The following is a 23,276-nucleotide window of genomic DNA, read 5'->3' as shown; positions in this document are numbered from 1 at the left end:
ACAGATCAAAAAACCAACGGCCAGTTAAAGGGCCCGTGAGGCAGGCGGCATAAAAAACCGCCCCTACAGACCACTCTTGCCAAGTTGGCGAGCATTGTTCCGACTCCGATGGGGCTAAATGATTCCCCAAACGGTCCAGGACAAGTCTCTACCTAAGTCAAATGGACCAACGAACGCTGATCCCCGTAGCGCGCGATTATCTAGTAGGCCGCGTTACAACGCATCAGGCGCAACAAAGTATTTATCGCGAAAACCCCCTGTTTACAGTCGAAAAGGGCTTAAAAAGACGTTTTAAGCCCTTTCAGGTTTGTAACAGGAAGGTTACCGGGCCATCATTGACCAGGTGCACCTGCATATCCGCGCCGAATCTACCTGATGCCACAGTGCCATGCACCTGTTTCGCCTTACTTAATAGATAGTCGAAAAGCTCCTCGCCCAGGGCCGGTGGGGCAGCGGTCGAAAAACTCGGGCGCAACCCGCTTTTAGTGTCGGCGGCCAGGGTGAACTGTGAGACCAGCAGCAACCCACCGCCTACATCCGCCAGGGACAGATTCATCTTGCCCTCGGCGTCGCTGAATACTCGATAGTTAAGCAGCTTATGCAGAAGTTTGTCGGCGCTCGCCCGAGAGTCGTCAGGTTCGACCGCCACCAATACCAACAAACCCTGGTCAACTGCGCCAACCACCTCCCCCGCTACCTCGACTCGCGCGCCACGCACGCGTTGCAGCAGACCCTTCATGCTTCTTCAGGGGCCAGGTCGAGCAGACGATGAGCCATCTGATCGGCGGCGCGAACCAGTGCATCCGTAATGCCGGGTTCGGAGGCGGCATGGCCGGCGTCACGGATCACCTGCAATTCACTGTTCGGCCAGTTCTGGTGCAGTTCCCAGGCGTTATCCAGCGGGCAGATCACGTCGTAGCGACCATGTACGATCACGCCGGGCAAATGGGCGATCTTGCCCATGTCGCGGATCAGCTGGTTCGGCTCAAGGAACGCATTGTTGGTGAAGTAGTGGCATTCGATGCGAGCGATGGACAACGCGCGCTGTGGCTCAGAGAAGCGATCGACCACCATCGGGTTCGGGCGCAGGGTGGCGGTCCGGCCTTCCCAGGTAGACCAGGCCTTGGCCGCGTGCATCTGGGCGATTTGATCGTTGCCGACCAGGCGCTTGTGGAAAGCGCTGAGCAAGTCGTCGCGCTCGTCCAGCGGGATCGGCGCGATGTAGTCCTGCCAGTAATCGGGGAACAGACGGCTGGCGCCGGCCTGGTAGAACCATTCGATTTCCTGCGGACGACAGAGAAAAATCCCGCGCAAAATCAGACCGTGCACGCGCTCCGGATGGGTTTGCGCGTAGGCAAGGGCCAGGGTTGACCCCCAGGAACCGCCAAACAACACCCACTTTTCGATACCCAGGTGCTTACGAATGCGCTCAAGGTCGGCGACCAGATCCCAGGTGGTGTTGTTTTCCAGATTGGCGTGGGGCGTGGAGCGACCACAGCCACGCTGGTCGAAAGTGACGATGCGGTACAGGTTGGGATCGAAATAACGACGGCTTTGTGCATCACACCCGGCGCCGGGGCCGCCGTGGATGAATACGACGGGCAAACCTTCCGGGGAACCGCTTTCGTCGACGTACAGCGTGTGGGTTTCATCGACGGCCAGATCGTGCCGGGCGTGAGGTTTGATCTGCGGGTACAAAGTCTGCATTGCGCGCTCCGTAAGGGGTCGAGGTCATCCCTGGGGGGACTTCTATTATTCTGCCGTTGGGCATCATAAACCCGAATTACGTCAATGAGCATGCCTTGTAGGAGCAGCCGGTCGACGCTCGATTGCTCGCGAAGGTCGTCAACGCTAATGCGTCAAGTCTGACACCCCGCAGCGTTCTCCGGCTTATCGCGAGCAAGCTCGCTCCTACAGTGATCGCGCGTAGCCTTAATGTCCGTAGTGCTTTTCACCCCAGGCCAACAGTCCTTGCAGCAATTCCTTAAGCACCACCTGCGTCGGCGCTGCCAGGTCCGGGCGATAACGGAACGGCTCGAACTCTTCCATGTACGTGCACTGACCCAACTCCAGTTGCACTGCATGGATGTTTTCGGCCGGGTTGCCGTAATGCCGGGTGATATGGCCGCCCTTGAAGCGACCGTTCAGCACGTGGGTGTAATCGCCGTGACGTGCGCAAATCGCTTCCAGTTGAGTCGCCAACTGAGGATCGCAACTGGCGCCGTTGAAGGTGCCGAGGTTGAAGTCCGGCAGTTTGCCGTCGAACAGATGTGGAATGATCGAACGGATCGAGTGCGCATCGAACAGCAGCGCATAGCCGAACTCGGCTTTCAGTCGCGCCAGCTCGTTCTGCAACGTGCTGTGGTACGGCGTCCAGACTTGCTCCAGATACGTCGCGCGTTCCTCCGCCGACGGTTCCATGCCCTCACGGAACAACGGAATGCCGTCGAACAACGTCGCCGGGTACAGGCCGGTGGTAGCGCCGACATACAGAGGCTTATCGTCGGACGGTCGGTTCAGATCGATGACGAAACGCGAATACTCGGCAGCCAGCGTACTGGCACCCAGTTCGGCGGCGAACTCATAAAGCGTGGGGATGTGCCAGTCGGTGTCCGGCAGACTGCGGGCATCGGGGATTAACCCGGCGTCGACCGCGGGGGTCAGACGCAGACCGGCGTGGGGCATGCTGATCAGCAGTGGCACGCGGCCTTGTTTGAAGTTCAGAACCTTATCCACAACTGTTCTCCTAAACGCTCGTTTCGACGCCGTGACGCACGACGCGTTTTTCCAGGTCACCGCCCAACCAGTACGACAGGTCGGCGGGACGATCGATTTGCCAGGCCACAAAATCTGCGACCTTACCGGCTTCCAGCGAACCGTGGGTATCAGCCATGCCCAGCGCGGTGGCAGCATGTAGGGTCGCGCCCGCCAAGGCTTCTTCCGGGGTCATGCGGAAGCAGGTGCAGGCCATGTTCAGCATCAAGCGCAACGACAGCGCCGGCGAGGTGCCAGGATTGAGATCGCTGGCGATGGCGATTTTCACCCCGTGTTTGCGCAGGGCATCCATTGGCGGCAATTGGGTTTCCCGCAGGAAATAGAATGCGCCCGGGAGCAATACCGCGACAGTGCCGGCCTCGGCCATCGCGATGGCATCGTCTTCGGTCATGAATTCCAGATGATCGGCCGACAGCGCGTGGTAACGCGCCGCCAGACTCGAACCGTGCAGCGACGACAATTGCTCGGCGTGCAGCTTCACCGGCAAGCCGAGTTTCTGCGCGGTGATAAATACGCGCTCGACCTGCGCTGGCGAAAACGCCAGGTATTCGCAAAACGCGTCTACCGCATCCACCAACCCCTCGGCAGCCAGGGCCGGAAGCATTTCAGCGCAGATGTGATCAATGTAGTCGTCAGCGCGATCGGCATATTCCGGCGGCAAGGCGTGCGCGGCCAGGCAAGTGCTGCGTACGCTGACCGGCAGTTCGGCGCCGAGACGGCGCACGACCCGCAGGATCTTGCGTTCGCTGGCCAGGTCGAGGCCGTAGCCGGACTTCATCTCGACCGTGGTCACGCCGTCGCGAATCAAGCTTTTCAGACGCTTGGCGGCGCTGGCGAACAATTCATCTTCGGTGGCCGCGCGAGTGGCACGCACGGTGCTGGCGATGCCGCCACCCGCCGCCGCTATTTCTGCATAACTGACGCCTTGCAGGCGTTGTTCGAACTCACCACTGCGGTTACCACCAAACACGGTATGGGTATGGCAGTCGATGAGGCCCGGGGTCACCCAGGCGCCTTTCAAGTCGTTGACGGCCGGGTATTCGCCAGCCGGCAGTTCAGCGCGTGGGCCGACCCACTCAATGTGCGCACCGGACGTCACGATGGCCGCATCCTCGATGATCGAGTAGACGCCTTGCGCCATGGTTGCGACGTGACAGTGTTGCCAGAGAGTTTTCATCCTTGGCCTCCGTTAGGTTATCAATGAGAAAAAGAAGGTGCCTGCTCCACCGGTACCGCCTTCCCTGCCGCCGGTTTTACCCACGTCAGGTAGGCCAGCACCAGCAACACGATCCAGACCACGCCGACGATCAGAGCCGCCTGGGTGTCCGGGAAATAGCCCAGCACGCCGAAGACAAACAGCATGAAGGCAATCGCCGCCATCGGCGCATAAGGCCAGAACGGTACCGGGAATTTCAACTGTTTGACTTGCTCGGCACTCATGGAGCGACGCATGGCCACCTGGGTGAACAGAATCATCAGCCAGACCCATACCGTGGCAAAGGTCGCGATGGAGGCGATCAGCAGGAATACGTTTTCCGGTATCAGGTAGTTCAGCAGCACGCCTAACAGCAGCGCACAGCTCATCACCACCACGGTCAGCCACGGCACGCCGTTGCGCGACAAGCTGGCAAAACCCTTCGGTGCGTGCCCTTGCTGAGCCAGGCCATACATCATGCGGCCCGCGCCGAAGATGTCACTGTTGATCGCCGACACTGCTGCCGAAATCACCACGATGTTAAGGATGGTCGCCGCCGAGCTGATACCCAGATTGTCGAAAATCTGCACGAACGGGCTGCCTTGGCTGCCAATCTGCTGCCATGGGAAGATCGACATCAGCACCACCATCGTCAGCACGTAGAACAGCAAGATGCGCAACGGTACGGCATTGATCGCCCGAGGCAACACGTGCTGCGGGTCTTTGGCCTCACCGGCGGTAACACCAATGATTTCAATGCCGCCAAATGCAAACATCACTACCGCGAACGAAGCGATCAGACCGCCCATGCCATGGGGCATGAAGCCGCCCTGGGTCCAGAGGTTGCTGATGTCGGTCGCTTGGGCACCGGGCGCACTGCTGATGCCAAACAGCATGATGCCGAAGCCGCCAAGGATCATCGCGACGATGGCCGCCACCTTGAGCAGCGACAACCAGAACTCCATTTCCCCGAAGACTTTGACATTGCACAGGTTCAAGCCGCCGACCACCGAAACGATGCCGAGCACCCAGACCCAGCGGGCGACTTCCGGAAACCAGAACCCCATGTAGATGCCGAACGCGGTGACGTCGGCCATTCCGACGATGACCATTTCAAACGCGTAGGTCCAACCGAGGATAAAGCCCGCCATCGGCCCTAAATAGGTGCTGGCGTACTGGCCGAATGAACCGGCTACCGGGTTGTGCACCGCCATCTCGCCGAGGGCGCGCATCACCATGAACACGGCAGCGCCACCGATCAGGTAAGCAAGCAGTACCGCAGGCCCGGCCATTTGAATGGCCGAGGCAGAACCGTAAAACAGCCCGGTGCCGATCGCCGACCCCAGTGCCATGAAGCGAATATGTCGGGCAGAAAGCCCGCGTTTCAAACCTTTGGCTGGTTGTTGCATCTTTCGTCCTTCGTTTTTTTTATTCGACGCAAAATCGAATCGCGAGCAAGCTCGCTCCCACAAGGATTGCGCTGAACCTGTGGGAGCGAGCTTGCTCGCGATGGGTCCCTTACAGGCTAGGCAGCAACTTCGCCGTAACCAGCGCATTCAGGCAGCGGGTGGCCAACAACTCGCTCGCCGCATTGATGTCCGGGGCGAAGAAGCGGTCCTTCTCATAGAACGGCACTTCAGCCCGCAGAATGCCGCGCGCCTGTTCCAGCTTGGCCGAGGTTTTCAGACCTTCACGCAGATCCAGACCCTGGCACGCCGCCAGCCATTCCACCGCGAGCACGCCACGGGTGTTTTCGGCCATTTCCCACAGACGCTTGCCCGCCGCCGGGGCCATCGACACATGGTCTTCCTGGTTCGCGGAGGTCGGCAGGCTGTCCACCGAATGCGGATGGGACAACGCCTTGTTCTCGCTGGCCAGTGCCGCCGCGGTGACCTGGGCGATCATGAAACCGGAGTTCACGCCGCCATTGGCCACCAGGAACGGCGGCAGTTGCGACATATGCTTGTCCATCATCAGCGAGATACGGCGCTCGCTCAGGGAACCGATTTCAGCGATGGCCAACGCCATGTTGTCGGCCGCCATGGCCACCGGTTCGGCGTGGAAGTTACCGCCGGAAATCACGTCGCCTTCAGCGGCGAACACCAACGGGTTGTCCGAGACGGCGTTGGCTTCGATGGCGAGCACTTCGGCGGCCTGGCGGAACTGGGTCAGGCAGGCGCCCATGACTTGCGGCTGGCAGCGCAGGGAGTACGGGTCCTGAACCTTTTCGCAGTTCTGGTGCGAGTCGGACACTTCACTGCGCTCGCCCAGCAAATCGCGGTAAGCGGCCGCCGCGTCGATCTGGCCTTTCTGGCCGCGAGCAGCGTGAATGCGGGCATCGAACGGCGAGCGCGAGCCCAGCACCGCTTCGACGGTCAGGGCACCCAGCGCCACGGCACCGGCGAACAGGTCTTCACCTTCGAACAGACCGCGCAACGCGTAAGCGGTGGACACCTGAGTACCGTTGAGCAGCGCCAGGCCTTCTTTCGCGGCCAGCGTCAGTGGCTTCAGACCGGCGACTTTCAGCGCCTCGGTCGCTTCCATCCATTCACCTTTGTAGCGCGCCTTGCCTTCGCCCAGCAGCACCAGCGACATGTGCGCCAGTGGCGCCAGGTCGCCGGAGGCACCGACTGAACCTTTCAATGGAATGTGCGGGTAAACCTCAGCGTTGATCAGCGCGATCAGTGCGTCGATCACTACGCGGCGAATACCGGAAAAACCACGGCTCAGGCTGTTGACCTTGAGCACCATGATCAACCGCACCAGCGCATCGCTGATCGGCTCGCCGACACCGGCGGCGTGGGACAGCACCAGCGAGCGCTGGAGGTTTTCCAGGTCTTCGCTGGCGATGCGCGTGGAGGCCAGCAGGCCAAAACCGGTGTTGATACCGTAGGCGGTGCGATTTTCGGCGAGGATCTGTTCCACGCAGGCAACGCTGGCGTCGATCTGGGCCGAGGCGCTGTGATCGAGGCTGATTTTGACCGGTTGCTGATAAACATCACGCAGTTGGGCAAGGCTCAGTTGGCCGGGAATCAGGTTTAGCGCAGTCATTTCATGCTCCTTTTGAGAGTTTGTTGGTAACTAACCAGACGCTCCGGAGATATCCGTTGTCCGTCGCTTCCCGTCTTGTAGTGGGCTGCGCCTTGGCACGCTGGTTTTTGTGTCGAAATCAGTTCAGGTTGGGTAACGCGTTTTTCAGCAAAACCGGATCTTTCAGGACGCCAGCGGCGGCAGCGATATCGGGTGCCAGCCAGCGGTCCTGGTCATAGGCCGGAACACGTTCGCGCAGCAATCGCCATGCGGTATCGGTGCCAGCGCCAAAACGTTGCTCCTTGAGGAATTCAAACGCCTGGGCCGCCAGCAGATACTCGATAGCGAGAATCTGCGTGCAGTTTTCCAACGCGCGATGCAGTTTCAACGCGGCGTTGGTGCCCATGCTCAAGTGATCTTCCTGCAGACCCGAGGTCACGTAGTTGTCGAGCACGGCCGGTTGGGCCAATTGGCGGTTTTCTGCACACAGCGACGCCGCGACATACTGGACGATCATCATCCCGGAGTTCACGCCCGGATTGGCCACCAAAAACGCTGGCAGACCGCTGACGTGCGGGTTGATCAACCGGTCGAGACGACGCTCGGCGATGGAGCCGATTTCAGCCATGGCAATTGCCAGCAAATCTGCCGCCAGCGCCACGGATTGACCGTGCGGGTTGGCCTGGGACACCACTCGAAAGTTGTCCGGCGTGCCCAACAGCATCGGGTTGTCGGTGACCGAGTTGAGTTCGGTTTCGATCTGCTTCCTGGCGTGCTCAAGCTGATCGCGAGCGGCGCCGTGAACCTGCGGGATCGAGCGGATGCTCAGCGCATCCTGAGTACGAATGCCTTTGCTGCTGGCAATCACTTCACTGCCATCGAGCAACGCCCGCAGGTTAATACCGACCTGCTGCATTCCCGGATGCGGTTTGAGCGCGATGATCTCGGCATCGAACGCAGCGATCTGGCCGCGCTGGGCTTCAAAACTCATGGCACTGATTACGTCGGCCCACTGCACCAGATGCGTGGCGTCAGCGAGCGCGAGGCAGCTGAGGCCGCTCATGCACGGCGTGCCGTTGACCAGGCACAAGCCGTCTTTGGCGCCGAGCTGTACGGGTTGCAGGCCTTCTTCGGCCAGGGCCTGCTGCGCGGAAACGATCTGCCCGCGATAGCTGACGTTGCCGACACCCAACATCGCGATGCTGATGTGAGCCATGTGCGTCAGGTAACCCACCGAACCCTGGGACGGCACTTGCGGGGTGATGCCGCGATTGAGCAGCGCCAGCAAGGCTTCAACGACCTGGCGGTGAATGCCGGATTTGCCGTGGCTATAGTTGCGGATCGCCGCGCACATGATCGCGCGGGTCTGTTCGTCCGCCAATGGCGCACCAACGCCACAGGCGTGGCTGAGCAAAGTGTTGCGCGACAGTTGGCTGAGCTGCTCGTCTTTGAGCGATACGTTGCACAGCGCACCCAAACCTGTGTTGACGCCATAGGCGCGTTCGCCGCTGACGACAATGCGCTGGACGATGGCCTGAGCATTTTCGATCCGCGCCCAGGTCTCGGTCGACAGCTCAAGCTGTGCGCCATGACGGGCTACCGCGACCACATCCTGCCAACGCAACGGGGCGTCGGCGATAACGATTTTTTCAACCTGGGACATTATTGACCTCGTGCGTACAACTTGAATATTGATGCAGCTGCACCGCCGCTTTCGCGAGCAGGCTCGCTCCCACAGGGGATATGCATTCCATTGTGGGAGCGAGCCGGCTCGCGAAGAGGCCGGCACTGACACCGCAAATCTCTTAAACCACCGCAGCCCGTCGCTGTACGAACCGGTCAACATACTCATCCGCCGGCGAATGCAGGATTTCTCGCGGCGTACCGACCTGAATCAGACGGCCATCCTTGAGGATCGCGATGCGGTTGCCGATGCGCACGGCCTCGTCGAGGTCGTGGGTGATAAAGACAATGGTCTTGTGCAGGGTTTTTTGCAGTTCCAGCAATTGGTCCTGCATTTCAGCGCGGATCAGCGGGTCGAGCGCACTGAACGCTTCGTCCATCAAGATGATGTCGGTGTCTGCCGCCAAGGCACGCGCCAGGCCCACACGCTGACGCATACCGCCCGAAAGCTGATGCGGGTATTTATTCTCGTAGCCCTTGAGGCCCACGGTGTTGATCCAGTGCAGCGCGCGCTCGGAGCACATTTGCTTGCTCTCGCCACGCACTTTCAGGCCGTAAGCAACGTTATCCAGCACGGACTTGTGCGGCAGCAAACCGAAGCTCTGGAATACCATGCTGATCTTGTGCCGACGAAATTCGCGCAGGGCTTCCATGTCGTATTGCAGGATGTCCACGCCGTCCACCAGGATCGCGCCGCTAGTGGGGTCGATCAGGCGATTGAAGTGGCGCACCAGGGTCGATTTACCGGAACCGGACAGGCCCATGATCACGAAGATCTCGCCAGTGCCGATGCTCAACGACAGGTTATTCACGCCGACCACGCAGCCGGTTTCAGACAGCACCTGGTCTTTGGTTTTGCCCTGGCCGATCATGGCGAGCGCATCCTTGGAGCGGTTGCCGAAAATCTTGAAGACGTTTTTGACTTCGATTTTGCTGATGGCTGCGTTGCTCATTTGCTCACCTCATGCCGTGGCCGACCATACGCCTGAGTAATGCGATCGATGACCACTGCCAGAATCACGATCGCCAGACCGGCTTCAAGGCCACGTCCGACGTTGAGGGTCTGAATCCCCACCAACACGTCTTCGCCCAAGCCTCGGGCACCGATCATCGAGGCAATCACGACCATCGACAGGGCCATCATGGTGGTCTGGTTGATCCCGGCCATGATGCTCGGCAGGGCCAGCGGCAGTTGCACGCCAAACAGTTGCTGCCAGCGGTTGGCACCGAAGGCGTTGATCGCTTCCATTACTTCACCGTCAACCTGGCGGATGCCCAGATCGGTCAGGCGGATCAGCGGTGGCGCAGCGTAAATCACGGTGGCGAAAATCGCCGGCACCTTGCCCAGGCCGAACAGCATCAGTACCGGGATCAGGTACACGAAACTTGGCATGGTCTGCATGATGTCCAGCAACGGCATCAGCACCGAACGCAGACGATTGCTGCGCGCCGAGAGAATGCCCAGCGGAATGCCGATCAGCACCGAAATGACGGTCGCCACCATCATCAGCGCGAGTGTCTGCATCAACTTGTCCCACAGGCCGACCGCGCCCACCAGGAACAGCAAGCCGACGATCACGGCGGTGGTCACGACTTTGCGGGTCGCGTGCCAGGCAATGCCCGCCACGATGGCCAGCATCAGCCACCAAGGGGCCGCACGCAGCAGGCCCTCAAGATTGACGATGGCCCACAACAGCGTGTCGGAGATGTGCCGGAACACGTCGCCGTAGTTGGTCACCAGCGAATCGACCCAACTGTTGACCCAGTTGGCGATGGAAAAGGTAAAGCTTTCAGGAAACATAAGAAGCTCTCAATCAAGGGGTTGTGATCAAGCGTCCGACTGCCGTCACCGGAAGTCGGAGAGTCTCAACCTACAAGGCCGCGTCGATTTTCTTGGCTGCGTCTTCGCTCACCCATGCGTGCCAGACTTCAGGATGTTCCTTCAAGAAGATCTTGGCCAGTTTTGGCGACTCGATCCGCTCTTTGGTCATGCGCCCAAGGTTCTGGTTCAGCAGGTCGATTGGCAAGTTGACCTTTTCCAGTACGGCCACCAATTCCGGGGCTTCGTCGTGGAAGGTCTTGGACAGGCCGACCTTGATGTTCACGGTCTTGTCCACGCCGGGTTTCTCTTCGAGCTTGACCGCGTCGATCTGACCCATCAGCGGCGTTGGCGACCAGTAGTAGAACAGGATCGGCTCGCCACGCTTGTAGCTCGACAGCACGGCCGCATCCAGCGCCGGGCCGGTGCCTGGGCGGAAGTTGGTGTAGGTGCTTTCCAGGCCGTAGCTTTTCAGCATTTCGCTGTTGTCCAGTTCACAGGTCCAGCCGGCCGGGCAGTTGTAGAAACGGCCCTTGGAAGGCTCTTCCTGATCCTTGAACACGGCGGAGTACTTGGCCAGGTCAGCAATGTTTTTCAGGTCCGGTGCCTTGGCTTCCAGCTTGCGCTTGGCGTCGCCTTCAATCACGTAACGCGGCACGTACCAGCCTTCAACCGCGCCTACGACAGGCGCGCCGACGCCGACGACTTTGCCGGCCTTCTCGGCCTTGTTCCAGACCTCGCTGCGGCCGACCCACTCTTCGGCAAACACTTGAATGTCGTTGCTGCTCAGGGCGTTTTCCATGGTGATGGAGTTGCCCGGCAGGCTGTCGGTCTTGCAGTCGTAGCCTTTCTCCAACACGACTTGCAGTACGTCGGTCAGGAGCATGGCGCTTTCCCAGTTCAGGCCGGCAAATTTCACCGGTTTACCCGACTCGCACCAACCGGCTGCCTGGGTGGCGCCGGCACTGGCTAGCAGGCCCATGGAAAGCAATGTGGTCAGCAGTGTCTTATTTGATTTCATTATGCGACGCTCCTAATCGAGAATTGGCTTACGGCAGTCAAGAGGCATCCAACCCTGTCCACGTCCAATCAGGCCTGCGCAACAGCGCGGCCAGCCCCTTTTGTTCCAGATACTGCAACGTTGTCCTGCTCGAGCGGCAGGATCAACCGATCAGGTACTGCTCCATGCCACTTCTTGGCCGCGAAGTAGTACATCGCGGCAGGCACCACCAGGCCGATGATCCACGAGATGTCGGTATCACCGAGGCTCGCCACCAGAGGGCCGGTGTAGAAGTGGGTGGAAATGAACGGCATTTGAATCAACACACCGAACACGTAAATCGAGATGCCCATGACATTCCACCGACCGTAACGACCGTTCGGGTTGGACAGTGCCGGGATGTCATAACGCTCTTTGGTAACACAGTAGAAGTCCACCAGGTTGATCGCGCTCCATGGCGTGAAGAACGCCAGCAGGAACAGGATGAACGCGGAGAATTCCTTGAGGAACGAGTCCTTGCCGAGCAACGCCAGCGCTGTGGCCAACGACACCATGATGAAGATGTACAGCAGACGCACCGCACTCGGAATGTGTCGGCTGCCACGGAAGCCGCTGATGATCGTCGCGATCGACATGAAACTGCCGTAGGCATTGAGCGTGGTCACCGTGACCTTGCCGAACGCCACCGCGAAGTACAGCAACGCGGCAACGATGCCGGTGCCACCGAGGCTGACGATGAACGACACTTCGTGATGGGCAAACTGCGAACCGGCCAGGGCGGCGGCAAACACACCGAACACCATGGACGCCTGCGCCCCGAGCACTGAACCCAGGCCCACGGCCCAGAAGGTTTTCACGGCCGAGGTGCTGCGCGGCAGGTAACGCGAGTAGTCCGCCACGTAAGGGCCGAACGCGATCTGCCAGGAGGCCGACAGCGATATCGCCAACAGGAAACTCGCCAGGGAGAAATGCTTGTTACCGAGCAACGCCATGATGTCGTTGCCGGCCAACAGTTTGTAAAACAGGTAAACGAAGGCGATCACGCCCAGCACGCTGGCGATCCGGCCGATGCCGTGAATCACCCGGTAGCCGAAGATGGTGAAGACCATGATGCTGCCCGCGAACAGCACGATGCCGACCCAGTCTTCAACGTGGAGTAACTGTGCCACGGCTTGCCCCGCCAGCAGCGAACCACTGGCCGAGAAGCCGATGTACATCAAGCACACCAACACCAGGGGAATCACCGCCCCATACACGCCAAACTGCACGCGGCTGGAGATCATCTGTGGCAAGCCCAGCTGCGGACCCTGCGCTGCGTGCAACGCCATGACGCCGCCCCCGAGCAGTTGCCCGACCAGCAAACCGATCAACGACCAGAACACATCCCCACCGAGCACCACCGCCAATGCACCGGTGACAATCGCGGTGATTTGCAGGTTGGCCCCCAGCCACAGGGTGAATTGGCTTAATAGACGACCGTGTCTTTCCGCTTCCGGGATGTAGTCGATCGAGCGTTTCTCGATCAACGGTTTACTACCTGCACGTTCGCTGCTAACAGCCATGGTTCAACCTCTGTGGATTGTTCTGGAAAATCGTATGGTTATGCTTGTCCTGTGGGAGCGAGCTTGCTCGCGATGAGGCCAATACATTCAACACTTGTGTTGGCTGATACATCGCTATCGCGAGCAAGCTCGCTCCCACAAAAGCAGTTTTCACAAATAGTGCGTTACTTACCGGTAATCATCGGCAGGTTCAGGCCCTGTTCCTTGGCGCAATCGATCGCGATCTGGTAACCCGCATCGGCATGACGCATAACGCCAGTCGCCGGGTCGTTGTGCAGCACGCGAGCAATACGCTCGGCCGCTTCGTCAGTCCCGTCGCAGACAATCACCATGCCCGAATGCTGGGAGAAGCCCATGCCGACGCCGCCGCCGTGGTGCAGGGAAACCCAGGTCGCGCCGCTCGCGGTGTTGAGCAGGGCGTTGAGCAGTGGCCAGTCGGACACGGCGTCGGAACCGTCCTGCATCGATTCGGTTTCGCGGTTCGGGCTGGCCACCGAACCGGAGTCCAGGTGGTCGCGACCGATCACGATCGGTGCCGACAGCTCGCCGCTGCGCACCATTTCGTTGAACGCCAGACCCAGCTTGGCGCGCAGGCCCAGGCCCACCCAGCAGATACGCGCCGGCAGACCCTGGAAGCTGATGCGCTCGCGCGCCATGTCCAGCCAGTTGTGCAGGTGGGCGTCGTCCGGGATCAGTTCCTTGACCTTGGCGTCGGTTTTGTAGATGTCTTCAGCGTTGCCCGACAGTGCCGCCCAACGGAACGGGCCGATGCCACGGCAGAACAATGGACGGATGTACGCCGGGACGAAGCCTGGGAAGTCGAATGCGTTTTCCACGCCTTCTTCCTGGGCCATCTGACGGATGTTGTTGCCGTAGTCAAACGTCGGCACGCCCATTTTCTGGAAGTCCAACATCGCTTTAACGTGCACGGCCATCGATTGCTTGGCGGCTTTGATTACGGCGGCCGGTTCAGTCTTGGCGCGCGCGCGGTACTGGTCCCAGGTCCAGCCGGCCGGCAGGTAACCGTTGAGCGGGTCGTGGGCGCTGGTCTGGTCGGTGACCATGTCCGGGCGCACGCCGCGACGAACCAGTTCCGGCAGGATTTCTGCCGCGTTGCCCAGCAGGGCGATGGAGATCGCTTTGCCTTCGGCGGTGTATTTGGCGATGCGCGCCAGCGCGTCGTCGAGGTCTTTGGCTTGCTCATCGACATAACGGCTTTTCAGGCGGAAATCGATGCTGACCTGCTGGCATTCGATGTTCAGCGAGCACGCGCCGGCCAGGGTCGCGGCCAGTGGTTGCGCGCCGCCCATGCCGCCCAGGCCGGCGGTCAGGACCCAACGACCCTTCAGGTCATCGTTGTAGTGTTGGCGACCGGCTTCGACGAAGGTCTCGTAGGTGCCTTGAACGATGCCCTGGCTGCCGATGTAGATCCAGCTGCCGGCGGTCATCTGGCCGTACATGGCCAGGCCTTTGGCGTCGAGTTCGTTGAAGTGTTCCCAGCTCGCCCAGTGCGGCACCAGGTTGGAGTTGGCGATCAGTACGCGCGGGGCGTTGCTGTGGGTCTTGAACACGCCGACCGGCTTGCCGGATTGCACCAGCAGGGTCTCGTCGTCATTCAGGTTGGTCAGGCTTTCGACGATCTTGTCGTAGCACTCCCAGTTACGCGCCGCACGACCGATGCCACCGTAAACCACCAGTTCTTTAGGGTTCTCGGCGACTTCCGGGTCGAGGTTGTTCATCAACATGCGCAGCGGCGCTTCGGTCAACCAGCTCTTGGCGGTCAGCTTGTTACCGCGGGCAGCGCGGATTTCAACGTCACGAAACTTAGTAGGTTTAATGTCAGTCACGAAAAAGACTCCTCAGCAATCAATCCAAACCAGCCCAGGCAGTGGGCGAGCAAGCCAGCGAGCAAATGTGCACGCCGGCGAATCAGTGGACGATGGTCGAGTCCTCGTGACTCATACACATACGTCTTTACTTGTACATACAAGCATATGCAATCAAGCGGCCAACTTGTTGGATGGGTGCTGAAGAAAAATTTTGGAAGCGCTGGAAAGCCCATGAAGCAAGGGTTCTGGTGGAGATGGAATTTTTCGGGGGAAATTTTCACAGGACGTGAGCGCTGTTACCTGAGCGTGTTTTTGCGCCACGTTGAGGCGTTCGGTAACAAGGTGGTGCGCTGGGAAACGGATTTGGGGAGGGAAACGACATCGTGGGCAAACATCCCCCCTCTGTAGGAGCGAGCTTGCTCCGGGCGGCGTTCCGACGATGGTCGTCAACGATAACGCGTAAAACCAGGGCGCCCTGCGGTGTCCTTGGGTTTTTCGCGAGCAAGCTCGCTCCTACAGGAAAGGATTCTGGATCAGTGTGCAGTCAGTTCAATCACACAGCATTGGCCGTTGACGGAGACTTCCAGCAGACCCGCGTTACCGTCGAGTTGCAGGCAATCATGGCGACCCAGTTGCGCGTCAGTGTTACCGACCTTCACTTCAAGCGCTTCGGTGATACTGAAGACGAGCACGGTACTGGCCGAACTGAAAAACCGCTGCTCGCCCTCCAGCCATTGCAACCGCGCGCGGTAACGCTGTGGCGCATAAATCAGATTGAAGTCGCGAATCGGCCCGCCGAGCAATGTGCAGGAGACTTGGCTCTCACCGCTAAAAGCAAATGGGTCCAGCGGTAACAGTGGACGCGTGTTCTGGCCATCGACGCTCAAGGTCATGCCGTCGCCTTGCAACACGGTGATCACCCGCTCGTAACCGACGAAGGTCGAAAAACCACCCGACTCGCCGATGTCGGCAATCGACAGACGCCAGCCAAAACCATCAAGGCCTGTGCCTGCATCACGAGTGATTTCTTCGGTGCTGCCGCCGCCGTTTTTCCACGGCATGCGCGGGTAGTCTATTGCGCGTAAAACCTTCAACTCATTCATTTATGGCTCTCTACTTATGAAACCGGCCTTCCAGACGATGACGTGAACCAGGGTGGATCAAACGGGCCGCGGTCACCGGTTGACGGCCAGACCAGGTGCGGCGGCGAATCAGCAGGCACGGCTCGCCTTTTTCAATCTGCAGCAATTTGCACTCGCTGGCCTCGGCCAGAATCGCCTCGACCACGTGCTCGCCTTCGGTCAGCGGAGCGACCTGATTCAGATAGGCATAAGGCGTTTGCTGGGTGAAGTCTTGCTTGAGGTAGTCCGGCGCCACTAGCGCGTTGACGAAACGATCCTCGATTTGCACCGGAATGTCGTTTTCGAAATGCACGATCAACGAGTGGAAAACCCTCTGGCCTTCGCGCATGTCCAGGGCCAGGGCGCGCTCGGAACCGGCCGCCTCTTCTTCCAGGGTGATCACCTTGCAGGTGTGGCGATGACCACGGGAGGCGATTTCGTCGGCGATGTTGTGAACTTCAAACAGCGCGGACTGGCTTTTCGGTTCGGCGACGAACGTGCCGACGCCTTGCATACGCACCAACAGACCGTCCGCGGTCATCTCGCGCAGAGCACGGTTGATGGTCATGCGGCTGAAACCCAGTTGGTTGACCAGCTCACTTTCCGACGGAACGCGGTAGTGCGGCGGCCAGTTTCCACTGTCGATTTGCTGAGTGATCATCTGTTTGACGCGGGCGTACAAGGGCGCCGGACTGTCGCCCATGTGTGCGGCCAACGGTGACGCTAGGGGCGGAGTCGGCACGGTTAATCCTTGTTCGTCTGTAGGAAGTTGCTAGCTTGCCGGAGTTTACCCAGCAGGCAAACGTCTGTATATGTATATACAAATAACACACGATGGGGTGCTGAACCATGTCCGCCTTCTTTGCCGAACGCGCGCTGCTGCCTAGTGGATGGGCCAACAATGTACGTCTTGAGGTCAGCGCCGACGGCGTCTTGACCCATATCCAGGCCGATTCTCACGCAGAAGGCGCCGAACGACTGAGCGGTCCGCTGCTGCCCGGCATGCCGAATCTGCACTCCCACGCCTTCCAGCGAGCCATGGCCGGGCTGGCGGAAGTGGCCGGCAATCCGAACGATAGTTTTTGGACCTGGCGCGATTTGATGTATCGCCTCGTCGGAAAAATCACTCCGGACCAACTTGGCGTCATCGCCCGTCAGCTGTACATCGAAATGCTCAAGGCCGGTTACACCTCGGTGGCGGAATTTCATTACGTGCACCATGACACCAGCGGCCAACCGTACGCCGACCCGGCCGAACTGGCGCTGCGCATCAGCCAGGCCGCCCGTTCCGCCGGTATCGGCCTGACGCTGTTGCCGGTGCTCTACAGTCATTCCGGCTTTGGCGGCCAGACGCCGAACGACGGCCAGCGCCGCTTTATCAACAGCACCGAGAACTACCTCAAGCTTCAATCGCGTTTGCAGCCGATCCTTGCGCAACAACCGGCGCAGTCGCTGGGTTTGTGTTTCCACTCGTTGCGCGCGGTCACTCCGCAGCAGATCAGCGAAGTGCTCGCCGCCAGCGACAAGCAATGCCCGGTGCACATTCACATCGCCGAACAGCAAAAGGAAGTCGACGACTGCCTGAGCTGGAGCGGTCGCCGTCCGCTGCAATGGTTGTACGAAAATACCGACGTCGATCAGCGCTGGTGCCTGGTCCATGCCACCCACGCCAACCCGGAAGAAGTCACGCTGATGGCCAAGAGTCGCGCCATCGCCGGTCTGTGCCTGACCACTGAAGCGAACCTCGGCGACGGGATTTTCCCGGCGGTGGATTTCCTCGCTCAGGGCGGGCGCATGGGCATTGGTTCCGACAGCCATGTGTCGTTGAGCGTGGTGGAAGAATTACGCTGGCTGGAATATGGCCAACGCCTGCGCGATCAACGACGTAACCGCTTGTATGGCGCGGATCAGCCGATGGTTGGTCGCACGCTATACGACGCGGCACTGGATGGCGGCGCTCAGGCGCTGGGGCAGCCGATCGGTGCGCTGGAAGTGGGCAAGCGTGCGGATTGGCTGGTGTTGGACGGCAACGATCCGTACCTGGCGACGGCCAGTGGCGACGGGATTTTGAACCGTTGGTTGTTTGCTGGTGGCGATCGCCAGGTGCGGGATGTACTGGTCAACGGCCAGTGGGTTGTGCGTGACGGACGTCATGCCGGTGAGGAAGACAGTAACCGGGCGTTCACCCAAGTCCTGCGCGATCTCCTGGGCTAACACCGCAAAACCTCTGTAGGTGTAGGAGCGAGCTTGCTCGCGATGGAGTGTCAGTCGACATCAATGTGGCTGACCCACCATCGCGAGCAAGCTCGCTCCTACAGGATTTCCGTGATCAATTCGAGGTCTTGGCCATCTGCGTATCCGACGCACGCCAGATCAGCCGCGTCGTGTCATAGCCCTGCTGACGCGCCTTGCTCAAGAGTTCTTCACGCACGACATCATTGACGGTCGGGGTCCGGGACAACAGCCACAGATACTTGCGGCTTGGGTCACCCACGATAGCCGTCTTGTAGTCATCGCTGACATACAACACCCAGTACTCACCCTTTGACACACCCGGAATCAACCGCGAAAACCAGGTATCGAACTCGACCCACAATTTGTCGGTCTTGCCCGGCACCTGTGGATAAGCCTTGCCCCTGACTTCTTCCCATTGCCACTCTGCCGTCAGGCAGCGGTTCAACACGGCGACGTTACCTTCAGGCAAGAGCGTGTAACGGGCTTCGGATTGCGCGCAATCGCGCTGGAAGTACATCGGCAAACGGGCCAACTCGTACCAGGTCCCTTGGTAGCGCTTGAGGTTGACGCTGTTGGCGGTCTTGGGCGCCAATGGATCAGTGCCGGAAGTGGCACAGCCAGCCAGTACCAGGCCGGCAAAAAGAACTATCAATAACCGCATCATTGTTTTTCTCCCGTGGGCGCATCGCCCCGGCTTACTTCAGGCCTTGGCCGGAAAACATCAGCACTTTGTCACCGGCGTACTGCACGCTGATAAAGCTGTTCTTGTCGCCCCAGGTGCAACTGGACATGCCGAGCGCGCCCGAGCAGTCAGCCGGTTTGCCTAGCAGCTTTTCAACCTCGGCCTTGGGCATGCCGGACGATAATTTTGAATAATTTTCCTGATTGACCTTGCTGCATGCGGCCAACAACACGCAAAACGAAAGCAAGGCGATAGAGCGCAGCGACATGGTGTAACTCCAGGGGCGAAGGGGAATGGCATGGCTGCCAAGCAGAAGCTTAGAAGAGAAAAGCCCTATCTGGTTCCCTCACCGCCCGGCTATTTATCCGGCCGCTCGTCTGTCTTTGTTCGAAAAATCAGCCACTTTTTTGTGCTGTCGAAAATTTCATGGTTTTTCGCAGAAAGCTGCCTAATCTTTGGCGCCGGTCAGTCGACACAAGTAGGAGCGAGCTCGCTCGCGATGGGCGTCAACGATAACGCGCACTCGCTGACGTTACGCGGTGCTCTGAAATCCATCGCGAGCAAGCACGTTCCTACACCAGTCCCCTCCGCGGTAGCTCATTTAATGACCAGAAACATGAAGTTCAGCCACAAGATCTTGTTGGCTGCCGCCCTCGTGGTGGCCGTTGCATTCGCTTGTTTCATCCTGTTCAACGACTATCGTCAGCGCCAGACATTGCGCGGCAATACCGAATCCTCGATGCAGGAACTCGGCAGCCTGACCACCAGCAACATTCAGACCTGGCTGGAAGGCCGCATCCAGCTACTGCAATCGCTGTCCCAGCAAATCGCCGTGGACGGCAGTGCCCAGGCCAACCTCAAACGCGCCATCGACCTGCCGGCTTATACCAGCAACTTCCAGCTGAGCTATTTCGGCGGCACTGACGGCGTCATGTTCTCGGTCCCGGCGGGCAATCGTGCCGCCGATTACGACCCTCGCACACGAGGCTGGTACAAAGCGGCCAACAGCGCGCAACAGACCATCGTCACCGAACCCTACATCGCCGCGTCCTCCGGCAAACTGGTGATCACGGTCGCTACGCCGGTACAACGCCAGGGCCAAATGATTGGCGTTGCGGGTGCAGACATCGATCTGTCCAGCGTCAGCGCGATCATCAACTCCCTGAACTTCGGCGGTCACGGCCATGCGTTCATCGTCAGCGCCGACGGCAAGATCCTGATTCACCCCGACAGCAAACTGGTGCTCAAGAGCCTCGCCGACGCTTACCCCAATGGTGTGCCGAAGGTCAGCCCGGGCATGAAAGAAGTCGAGGTCGACGGCAAGTCGCAGTTCATCTCCTTCACCCACATCAACGGCGTGCCGTCGGCGGACTGGTACGTGGCACTGGTCCTGGATCAAGACGCCGCGTTCTCGATGCTCAGCCAATTCCGCACCTCGGCCATCATCGCCATGATCATTGCCGTGGTGATCATCATCGCCCTGCTGGGCATGCTGATCAGCTTCCTGATGCAACCGCTGCTGACCATGGGCCGCGCCATGCATGACATCGCCGAAGGTGAAGGCGACCTGACTAAACGCCTGACCATTCACGGCCAGGACGAATTCGGTGCGCTGGGCACTTCGTTCAACCGCTTTGTGGAACGCATTCATACGTCGATTCGGGAAGTGGCCTCGGCCACCGGCCAGGTCAACGAAGTCGCGTTGCGCGTGGTTGCCGCGTCGAATTCGTCGATGTTCAATTCCGACCAGCAAGCCTCGCGCACCAGCAGCGTCGCCGCAGCCATCAACGAGCTGGGCGCCGCCGCCCAGGAAATCGCCCAGAACGCCGCCCTCGCCTCCCAGCACTCAAGCGATGCCCGCAGCCTGGCCGAAGACGGTCAGCAGGTGGTGGATAAAACCATCGCAGCGATGCAGCAGCTCTCGGCGAAAATCAGCGACTCGTGCGGCAACATCGAGACGCTTAACAGCAACACGGTGAACATCGGGCAGATTCTGGAAGTGATCACCAGCATCTCGCAACAGACCAACCTGTTGGCCCTGAACGCCGCCATTGAAGCGGCCCGTGCCGGTGAAGCCGGACGCGGTTTCGCGGTGGTTGCCGATGAAGTTCGCAACCTTGCCCACCGCACGCAGGATTCGGCGCAGCAAGTGCAGAAGATGATCGAAGAACTGCAAGTGGGCGCACGCGAAGCGGTCAGCACCATGACCGACAGCCAGCGCCAGAGCGAAAGCAGCGTGGGCATTGCCAATCAGGCCGGCGAACGCCTGGGCAGCGTGACGCAGCGTATCGGTGAGATCGACGGGATGAACCAGTCCGTGGCGACAGCGACTGAAGAGCAGACCGCTGTGGTGGAGTCGATCAACGTCGACATCACCGAGATCAACACGCTGAACCAGGAAGGTGTGGAGAACTTGCAGTCGACCTTGCGTGCGTGTGCCGATCTTGAACAGCAGGCGGCGCGGTTGAAGCAGTTGGTCGGTAGCTTCAGGATCTAAGTGATCTCTCGAGCCCCTTCGCGAGCAGGCTCGCTCCCACAGTGGATCTCCAGTGCGACGAAGATCCCATGTGGGAGCGAGCCTGCTCGCGATGGCGGCATCAGCTACACCCAAGCGCTAAAACCGCGACCCAGGCTTCGATAGAAACGCCAATTCCTCAGCCGTAGACACCCGCCCCAATACCGCATTGCGATGCGGAAACCGTCCAAACCGCGCAATCACTGCTCGATGCCGCTCGGCATAATCCAGGTTATCGGCAAACACGGCCCGATCAGCTTCCGGCTGCTGCGCCACCAAGTCGATAAACCGCGAAACGGCTTCATTCTGCACCGCCAGGTTCTCGCAATGCTCGAACACCAGGTAGATAAACACTCGCTGGATAGGCCGCAATTGCCGATCGAGATCCGCAGCAATGCCTTGCGCCACCAGTGCCTGAGCCCTGGAATCGCCGGAAAAGGATTGGGGTGTATCGCGGTAGATCATTCGCGGCAGTTGATCGAGCAGCAGTACCAGAGCCAGCCAACCTTCGGGGCGTTGCGCCCAGTCAGTCAATCCGCCGGCCAGTGCCTGCTCGACCCAGTCCCCGAAACGCGTTTGCGCCTCAAGGTCCTGGCTGTCGCGCTTGCCGAACCATAACCTGCCCTTGTCAGCCGCTACTTCGTTCGGTGCTTGGGCTTTACCGAACCACCACTCAAGCAACGGCTGCCAGGGCGCAGTCATGGTTTATGCCTTGTGGTAAGCCGTGACGCGTTCGACTTCTTCTTTCGAACCCAGGAACACGGCGACACGCTGGTGCAAGCCGTCAGGCTTGATGTCGAGGATGCGCTGATGGCCATCGGTGGAAGCGCCGCCAGCCTGTTCAACCAGGAACGACATCGGGTTGGCTTCGTACATCAGACGCAGCTTGCCCGGCTTGGAGGGTTCGCGGCTGTCGCGTGGGTACATGAACAGACCGCCACGGGTCAGGATGCGGTGCACGTCCGCGACCATCGCGGCGACCCAGCGCATGTTGTAGTTCTTTTTCAGCGGGCCTTCTTCGCCAGCCAGCAATTCGCTGACGTAGCGTTGTACCGGAGCTTCCCAGTGCCGCTGATTGGATGCGTTGATCGCGAATTCCTGAGTGGAGGCCGGGATCCTGATGTCTTCGTGGGTCAACACGAAGCTGCCCATTTCGCGGTCCAGGGTGAAGCCTTTTACGCCGTCGCCCAAGGTCAGCACCAGCATGGTCTGCGGGCCGTAGATGGCATAACCGGCAGCGACCTGCTGGGTGCCTGGCTGCAGGAAGGCCTTCTCGTTCAAAGGCTCGTTCTGGCTCAGGTATTCGTTCGGGCAACGCAGCACGGAGAAAATAGTGCCGACCGGCGCGTTGATATCGATGTTCGACGAACCGTCCAGCGGATCGAATACCAGCAGGTACGCGCCTTTCGGGTATTTGCCCGGGATCTGGTAGGCATTGTCCATTTCTTCGGACGCCATGCCGGCCAGGTGACCGCCCCATTCGTTGGCTTCGAGCAGGATCTCGTTGGAGATCACGTCGAGTTTTTTCTGCACTTCACCTTGGACGTTTTCGGTGCCCATGCTGCCCAGAACACCGCCCAGGGCGCCTTTGGAGACGGCGTGGCTGATTTCCTTGCAAGCACGCGCCACCACTTCGATCAGGAAACGCAGATCGGCAGGGGTGTTGTTGCTACGGGTCTGCTCAATCAAATAGCGACTCAGGGTAACGCGGGACATGGAAGGCTCCGGAGGAATGGGGGGCTAAAAACCCGCGCAGTTTAACGCGAGTCGAGGCGCATTTCCTCCTATCAGACGTGATACACACAATAGAGTTCATGCGCCGGGTTGAGC

General features: G+C 59.7%; 20 protein-coding genes and 1 pseudogene. 3 read left to right on the top strand and 18 right to left on the bottom strand.

Going from position 1 to position 23,276, the window contains the following annotated elements:
* Nucleotides 1–301: 301 nt before the first annotated feature.
* The 14 genes from dtd to hutC form a co-directional block, all read right to left on the bottom strand.
* On the bottom strand, nucleotides 302–739 hold the full coding sequence (gene dtd / locus AC1MDT_RS23665; protein WP_480419196.1) for a D-aminoacyl-tRNA deacylase: 438 nt from the start codon (nucleotides 737–739) through the stop codon (nucleotides 302–304).
* Nucleotides 736–1,707, bottom strand: a complete 972-nt coding sequence (pip, locus tag AC1MDT_RS23660; RefSeq protein WP_480419195.1) for a prolyl aminopeptidase — start codon at nucleotides 1,705–1,707, stop codon at nucleotides 736–738. The genes dtd and pip overlap by 4 nt, the downstream gene beginning before the upstream one ends.
* A gap of 225 nt (nucleotides 1,708–1,932) precedes the next feature.
* Entirely contained in the window at nucleotides 1,933–2,736 is an 804-nt protein-coding gene (hutG, locus tag AC1MDT_RS23655; protein WP_480419194.1) for an N-formylglutamate deformylase, read from the bottom strand.
* 10 nt (nucleotides 2,737–2,746) lie between these two features.
* A complete protein-coding gene (gene hutI / locus AC1MDT_RS23650; protein WP_480419193.1) occupies nucleotides 2,747–3,952 on the bottom strand; it encodes an imidazolonepropionase in 1,206 nt (401 codons plus the stop codon).
* A gap of 20 nt (nucleotides 3,953–3,972) precedes the next feature.
* Complete coding sequence (locus tag AC1MDT_RS23645) at nucleotides 3,973–5,379, bottom strand: amino acid permease (protein ID WP_414905919.1); 1,407 nt, start codon at nucleotides 5,377–5,379, stop codon at nucleotides 3,973–3,975.
* A gap of 109 nt (nucleotides 5,380–5,488) precedes the next feature.
* Nucleotides 5,489–7,021 carry a histidine ammonia-lyase gene (gene hutH, locus AC1MDT_RS23640; protein WP_480419192.1) on the bottom strand — a complete coding sequence of 511 codons (1,533 nt, stop codon included), beginning with the start codon at nucleotides 7,019–7,021 and terminating at the stop codon, nucleotides 5,489–5,491.
* 118 nt (nucleotides 7,022–7,139) lie between these two features.
* Entirely contained in the window at nucleotides 7,140–8,663 is a 1,524-nt protein-coding gene (hutH, locus tag AC1MDT_RS23635; RefSeq protein ID WP_480419191.1) for a histidine ammonia-lyase, read from the bottom strand.
* A gap of 142 nt (nucleotides 8,664–8,805) precedes the next feature.
* Nucleotides 8,806–9,636, bottom strand: coding sequence for a quaternary amine ABC transporter ATP-binding protein (locus AC1MDT_RS23630; protein ID WP_480419190.1), 831 nt, complete (start codon nucleotides 9,634–9,636; stop codon nucleotides 8,806–8,808).
* Nucleotides 9,633–10,484 carry an ABC transporter permease gene (locus AC1MDT_RS23625; RefSeq protein ID WP_480419189.1) on the bottom strand — a complete coding sequence of 284 codons (852 nt, stop codon included), beginning with the start codon at nucleotides 10,482–10,484 and terminating at the stop codon, nucleotides 9,633–9,635. The genes AC1MDT_RS23630 and AC1MDT_RS23625 overlap by 4 nt, the downstream gene beginning before the upstream one ends.
* A gap of 70 nt (nucleotides 10,485–10,554) precedes the next feature.
* On the bottom strand, nucleotides 10,555–11,523 hold the full coding sequence (locus AC1MDT_RS23620; protein ID WP_480419188.1) for an ABC transporter substrate-binding protein: 969 nt from the start codon (nucleotides 11,521–11,523) through the stop codon (nucleotides 10,555–10,557).
* 68 nt (nucleotides 11,524–11,591) lie between these two features.
* Nucleotides 11,592–13,064: a purine-cytosine permease family protein gene (locus AC1MDT_RS23615; RefSeq protein ID WP_480419187.1), complete on the bottom strand. Its 1,473-nt coding sequence runs from the start codon at nucleotides 13,062–13,064 to the stop codon at nucleotides 11,592–11,594.
* Between the two features lie 164 nt (nucleotides 13,065–13,228).
* A complete protein-coding gene (hutU, locus tag AC1MDT_RS23610) occupies nucleotides 13,229–14,911 on the bottom strand; it encodes a urocanate hydratase (protein WP_480419186.1) in 1,683 nt (560 codons plus the stop codon).
* Nucleotides 14,912–15,426: 515 nt separating this feature from the next.
* Entirely contained in the window at nucleotides 15,427–15,996 is a 570-nt protein-coding gene (locus tag AC1MDT_RS23605; protein WP_480419185.1) for a HutD/Ves family protein, read from the bottom strand.
* A 10-nt stretch (nucleotides 15,997–16,006) separates the two neighbouring features.
* Nucleotides 16,007–16,717 (bottom strand): histidine utilization repressor, encoded by a 711-nt coding sequence (hutC, locus tag AC1MDT_RS23600; RefSeq protein WP_480422857.1) that lies wholly within the window; start codon nucleotides 16,715–16,717, stop codon nucleotides 16,007–16,009.
* 146 nt (nucleotides 16,718–16,863) lie between these two features.
* Here hutC and AC1MDT_RS23595 point away from each other — a divergent pair, with 146 nt between their 5' ends.
* On the top strand, nucleotides 16,864–18,228 hold the full coding sequence (locus AC1MDT_RS23595; protein WP_480419184.1) for a formimidoylglutamate deiminase: 1,365 nt from the start codon (nucleotides 16,864–16,866) through the stop codon (nucleotides 18,226–18,228).
* A gap of 115 nt (nucleotides 18,229–18,343) precedes the next feature.
* On the opposite strand, the gene AC1MDT_RS23590 is transcribed toward AC1MDT_RS23595, so the two are convergent.
* Both AC1MDT_RS23590 and AC1MDT_RS23585 read right to left on the bottom strand, forming a co-directional pair.
* Nucleotides 18,344–18,913: a lipocalin family protein gene (locus tag AC1MDT_RS23590; protein WP_480419183.1), complete on the bottom strand. Its 570-nt coding sequence runs from the start codon at nucleotides 18,911–18,913 to the stop codon at nucleotides 18,344–18,346.
* A 31-nt stretch (nucleotides 18,914–18,944) separates the two neighbouring features.
* The gene (locus AC1MDT_RS23585) at nucleotides 18,945–19,199 is read right to left on the bottom strand and encodes a hypothetical protein (RefSeq protein ID WP_480419182.1); all 255 of its coding nucleotides are present in this window, start codon (nucleotides 19,197–19,199) and stop codon (nucleotides 18,945–18,947) included.
* Between the two features lie 30 nt (nucleotides 19,200–19,229).
* Here AC1MDT_RS23585 and AC1MDT_RS23580 point away from each other — a divergent pair.
* Together AC1MDT_RS23580 and AC1MDT_RS23575 are read left to right on the top strand one after the other, a co-directional pair.
* A pseudogene (locus tag AC1MDT_RS23580) lies at nucleotides 19,230–20,570 on the top strand (HAMP domain-containing protein); the annotation flags it as partial.
* A 93-nt stretch (nucleotides 20,571–20,663) separates the two neighbouring features.
* On the top strand, nucleotides 20,664–21,428 hold the full coding sequence (locus AC1MDT_RS23575; protein ID WP_414909658.1) for a methyl-accepting chemotaxis protein: 765 nt from the start codon (nucleotides 20,664–20,666) through the stop codon (nucleotides 21,426–21,428).
* A gap of 117 nt (nucleotides 21,429–21,545) precedes the next feature.
* Here the strand turns inward: AC1MDT_RS23575 and AC1MDT_RS23570 are convergent, their stop codons facing one another.
* Complete coding sequence (locus AC1MDT_RS23570; protein ID WP_480419181.1) at nucleotides 21,546–22,148, bottom strand: DUF924 family protein; 603 nt, start codon at nucleotides 22,146–22,148, stop codon at nucleotides 21,546–21,548.
* 3 nt (nucleotides 22,149–22,151) lie between these two features.
* On the bottom strand, nucleotides 22,152–23,162 hold the full coding sequence (locus AC1MDT_RS23565; protein ID WP_480419180.1) for a class 1 fructose-bisphosphatase: 1,011 nt from the start codon (nucleotides 23,160–23,162) through the stop codon (nucleotides 22,152–22,154).
* Between the last annotated feature and the right edge of the window lie 114 nt (nucleotides 23,163–23,276).

Source organism: Pseudomonas sp. ASL7 (assembly GCF_056680375.1).
This window is presented reverse-complemented; position numbering and strand designations above follow the sequence as displayed.

Coding starts and splice junctions, on each gene's coding strand:
- AC1MDT_RS23605 (WP_480419185.1), bottom strand. CDS start 15,996: ATGAATGAGTTGAAGGTTTTACGCGCAATAGACTACCCGCGCATGCCG.
- AC1MDT_RS23590 (WP_480419183.1), bottom strand. CDS start 18,913: ATGATGCGGTTATTGATAGTTCTTTTTGCCGGCCTGGTACTGGCTGGC.
- hutH (WP_480419192.1), bottom strand. CDS start 7,021: ATGACTGCGCTAAACCTGATTCCCGGCCAACTGAGCCTTGCCCAACTG.
- AC1MDT_RS23570 (WP_480419181.1), bottom strand. CDS start 22,148: ATGACTGCGCCCTGGCAGCCGTTGCTTGAGTGGTGGTTCGGTAAAGCC.
- AC1MDT_RS23625 (WP_480419189.1), bottom strand. CDS start 10,484: ATGTTTCCTGAAAGCTTTACCTTTTCCATCGCCAACTGGGTCAACAGT.
- hutC (WP_480422857.1), bottom strand. CDS start 16,717: ATGGGCGACAGTCCGGCGCCCTTGTACGCCCGCGTCAAACAGATGATC.
- hutH (WP_480419191.1), bottom strand. CDS start 8,663: ATGTCCCAGGTTGAAAAAATCGTTATCGCCGACGCCCCGTTGCGTTGG.
- AC1MDT_RS23595 (WP_480419184.1), top strand. CDS start 16,864: ATGTCCGCCTTCTTTGCCGAACGCGCGCTGCTGCCTAGTGGATGGGCC.
- AC1MDT_RS23645 (WP_414905919.1), bottom strand. CDS start 5,379: ATGCAACAACCAGCCAAAGGTTTGAAACGCGGGCTTTCTGCCCGACAT.
- AC1MDT_RS23575 (WP_414909658.1), top strand. CDS start 20,664: ATGTTCAATTCCGACCAGCAAGCCTCGCGCACCAGCAGCGTCGCCGCA.
- AC1MDT_RS23620 (WP_480419188.1), bottom strand. CDS start 11,523: ATGAAATCAAATAAGACACTGCTGACCACATTGCTTTCCATGGGCCTG.
- AC1MDT_RS23565 (WP_480419180.1), bottom strand. CDS start 23,162: ATGTCCCGCGTTACCCTGAGTCGCTATTTGATTGAGCAGACCCGTAGC.
- dtd (WP_480419196.1), bottom strand. CDS start 739: ATGAAGGGTCTGCTGCAACGCGTGCGTGGCGCGCGAGTCGAGGTAGCG.
- AC1MDT_RS23630 (WP_480419190.1), bottom strand. CDS start 9,636: ATGAGCAACGCAGCCATCAGCAAAATCGAAGTCAAAAACGTCTTCAAG.
- AC1MDT_RS23585 (WP_480419182.1), bottom strand. CDS start 19,199: ATGTCGCTGCGCTCTATCGCCTTGCTTTCGTTTTGCGTGTTGTTGGCC.
- hutI (WP_480419193.1), bottom strand. CDS start 3,952: ATGAAAACTCTCTGGCAACACTGTCACGTCGCAACCATGGCGCAAGGC.
- AC1MDT_RS23615 (WP_480419187.1), bottom strand. CDS start 13,064: ATGGCTGTTAGCAGCGAACGTGCAGGTAGTAAACCGTTGATCGAGAAA.
- pip (WP_480419195.1), bottom strand. CDS start 1,707: ATGCAGACTTTGTACCCGCAGATCAAACCTCACGCCCGGCACGATCTG.